The organism is Priestia sp. P5_B4 (assembly GCF_056400385.1).
This window is the reverse complement of the sequence record NZ_JBFULJ010000397.1, coordinates 1-3,439: the sequence shown is the minus strand read 5'-3', so window position 1 is coordinate 3,439 and position 3,439 is coordinate 1. Positions and strand designations below refer to the sequence as shown.

Annotated in this window: 4 protein-coding genes; 2 read left to right on the top strand and 2 right to left on the bottom strand. The window is 41.2% G+C overall.

What is annotated here, in order from left to right:
- Positions 1–556 (bottom strand): peptidylprolyl isomerase (locus AC1DRF_RS20075; protein WP_477741506.1); only part of this gene is annotated, 556 nt, incomplete at its 3' end.
- Positions 553–1,827: a S1C family serine protease gene (locus tag AC1DRF_RS20070; protein ID WP_013084577.1), complete on the bottom strand. Its 1,275-nt coding sequence runs from the start codon at positions 1,825–1,827 to the stop codon at positions 553–555. The genes AC1DRF_RS20070 and AC1DRF_RS20075, both read right to left, overlap by 4 nt.
- A 222-nt stretch (positions 1,828–2,049) precedes the next feature.
- Here AC1DRF_RS20070 and AC1DRF_RS20065 point away from each other — a divergent pair, with 222 nt between their 5' ends.
- Together AC1DRF_RS20065 and AC1DRF_RS20060 are read left to right on the top strand one after the other, a co-directional pair.
- Positions 2,050–2,721, top strand: a complete 672-nt coding sequence (locus AC1DRF_RS20065; RefSeq protein ID WP_153255262.1) for a response regulator transcription factor — start codon at positions 2,050–2,052, stop codon at positions 2,719–2,721.
- The coding region (locus tag AC1DRF_RS20060) for a HAMP domain-containing protein (protein ID WP_477741505.1) at positions 2,718–3,439 on the top strand (722 nt) is incomplete at its 3' end. The genes AC1DRF_RS20065 and AC1DRF_RS20060, both read left to right, overlap by 4 nt.

Sequence of the window (3,439 nt, the reverse complement as noted above, 5' to 3'; positions counted from 1 at the left end):
CATGTAAAGTGGAAAAAGCCAGCTGCGTAAAAGATACGCGCGTTAGATCGTTTTCAATACGTTTATAGTAAGCAGTTAGTTCATCAGACGTAATTTGTTTGCGGAAATATTCTTCTAATTTAAACTGATTCGTTAGCTGATTGGTTACATCACTGGAACGAATATTTAACACTTCATAACCTTGTTTTCTTGTATCCTCGTCATATGAGCGTTTAATTTGCTTCCACATATCCTCAACTTGTTTTTGTACTTTATCGCTTGTCTTTAGATGGGAAATTAAGATTTTTTGCATAACAAGCTGCCGCAATAACTCTTTGCGGTAGCTTGTATCATTTAGAGGAGCATCTGGATTTAAGAACCCTTCAACGGCTAAAAAACGGTTGAATTCAGCTCCTGTCACCTTGCCTCCCTCATACGCTGCCAGTTCTTTGGTAGAAGATAGCTGACTAATTTCTACAGAAGGAAACATCGTGTTTGAATGCTTCCCTCCGCAGCCGGTTAAAAATCCGAACGCTGTTAATACTGCTAGCAGCAGCTTTAACCGTGTTGAACTCATCCATTGTTATCCTGCTGTTCTGAAAGTTTCAGAGAAATAGTTTGTTTTTTTCCATTTCGATACACGTCTAATTTTACCGTGTCTCCTACTTTACGTTTTGTGTATAGATATTGACGTAAATCACTGGATGTTTTGACTTCATTTCCATCGATGGCAACAATCACGTCTTTTGATTGTAAACCTGCATCAGAAGCAGAAGAGAATGGTTCAACCGTCGTTACGACAACTCCTTCAGACGTATCGCTGGTTAGGCCTAGCTGGTTTTGTTTTGTTGCAGCTGAAAGCTGACCTACATCTTGAAGACCTACCCCCATATATGGACGCGTTATTTTTCCGTTTTTCATCAGCTGTTCAATCGTCGGCTGCACTTCATCACTTGGAAGAGCAAAGCCGATGCCTTCTACATTGTCTTCTGAAATTTTCATACTGTTGATGCCGACTACTTCACCGGAAGAATTGATAAGTGCACCACCGCTGTTTCCTGGATTAATCGCCGCATCCGTTTGAATTGCATCTACGTTCCAATTTTCTGAAATAGGGACAGAGCGTTTTGCTGCGCTCACGATACCTTGTGTGACCGTACGAGAAAACTGTTCACCAAGAGGATTTCCGATTGCAAGCACCGTTTCACCCGCTACTAAATCCGATGATTTTCCGAACTTCGCCACTTGTTCAACATTTTTGTCAGACATTTCAAGCACCGCTAAATCCGTTAGCGCGTCAGCTCCGACAATTTTAGCTTTTTCTTTTTGTCCGTTTGAAAGTGACACTTCTACTTCGCTTGCGCCGTCAATAACGTGGTTATTGGTCACAACGTAGGCTTTTCCATTTTCTTTTTTGAAAATAACACCGGAACCCGTTCCTGCTTCTTGCGTTTGGGTATCTCCAGAAAATGGATTTGTTTGCTGTTGAATATTGTTCACGCCTACAACAGCAGCTGATACTTTATTTACAACTGAAACAAGATCTGACTGATTCACGGTTGTGCTTACTGTTCGAGGCGTTGTGCTCGTTGTTGTTGCCGTTTGAGTCTGCGTTGTTTGATTCGCTGTTTGCGTATCAGCTGAATCCATTAACCCCAGCTGCGGAGCACCGTATAGCACAATTCCTCCTCCAAGTACTGCTCCGGCGATAGAAGATGCAATCACTGGAAATAAGCGTCTTCTTGGAGGCTGTGATGATGACGCAGGCTGATACTGATCGTAGCGCTGCTGGCGGTTTTCATATTCTTCTTTTCGTTCTTGCTCTCTTTCATAATCACGTGGATCCATGAAAAACACTCCTTTTAACGTAGCAAATTTTATGTTATCTATACTATAAAATAAAAGTTTGGGATAAGTATCAAAACAATGTGTGAAATTGTGAAAAATTTCTTTATAACAACAAACACGTAGTATAATAGCGGGTACATAGACCTTTAAAGAAACGCGCACATATGGCGTAATATGCTTTATTTACCTTAATTTTCATATATTCAGAGGAAGGTGTCAAATTTGAGCTTTACACTATATTTAGTAGAGGATGAACAAAATTTAAACGAAGTTTTAACCCTTTACCTTCAAAAAGAAGGCTGGGACGTTCGCTCATTTTTTAACGGCACGGACGCCAAAGAAATGATTGCAACTCCTCCGCATCTGTGGATTTTAGATATTATGCTGCCTGACATTGACGGGTATCAGCTCATTCGCGAAATCAAGCAGCAAACGCCCCAAGTGCCTGTTATTTTCATTTCAGCCCGCGATGCCGATATTGACCGGGTTCTTGGGCTTGAGATGGGCAGCGACGACTATTTATCAAAGCCTTTTTTGCCTCGTGAACTAGTTATTCGAGCAAACAAACTGCTAAACCGCGTATATGGTTCCAATCAAAAGAAAACCGATACCATTACGCTGACTCCTTATGAAATCGATTTACATACCCGTACAGTCAGTGAAGATGGAAAGCCGATTGATTTAACGTCTAAAGAATTTGATTTTCTTGTCACTATCTCAAAAGACCTTGGACAGGCTTTTTCACGGGAGCAGCTGCTGAATCTCATTTGGGGAGAAGATTATTTTGGCACAGACCGAGTGGTGGATGATTTAGTAAGGCGCGTGCGTAAAAAAATGCCGCAAGCACGAATTGAAACGATTTATGGATATGGATACCGGATGATGAAAGCATGAAAAACAAGTCGCTTGCATTTCAAATTTGGCTCGTCATCTCCGGTATTTTACTGCTTATTTCAATTTTGCTCGCTATTTTATTCCCAACGACGCTCAGGCAGTTCTTCACGAATGAAATTTATACCACTATTGAAAATGAACAGCATATTTTAAAAGAATACGGACTGCCAAGCCGCTCAGGTGAATACTACTTTAGCAACGAAGACAGTGAACCAACACTTGGAAATCGAACCGTGGATCATATTTTATTGCCTGAACATGCGGATATCTCGTATTTTTCATCACGGGTGTTGCCTCAAGACTTTTTGAGAAAAGCACAGGAAGATGCAATCAGTCAGCGAAAAATCGTCGCTCGCTATGAAAAAGATCTTGGCAACCGGACGCTTTTTTATGTAATTCGAAAAGTAAGCGTAAACGGACAGCCTGCTTTTTTACTTTCATTTTCGTGGGATACGTATCGCAACGCGCTCACTTCTACTCTGTTTAAACAGCTGCTTCTTGTAATTTCAATTGTATTTCTATTCAGCTGGCTTCCATCTATTTGGCTATCAAGATATTTAAGCAAGCCGCTTGTATCACTTGAAAAAGATGTGAAAAAAATTGCCGAACAAAATTGGCATGAGCCCGTTACAGTCAACCGTTCCGATGAAATTGGCAAGCTAGGCGCCTCCATCGAGCAAATGCGCAAAAGGAGCCGACTTCCGAACAGGCCCAAGAA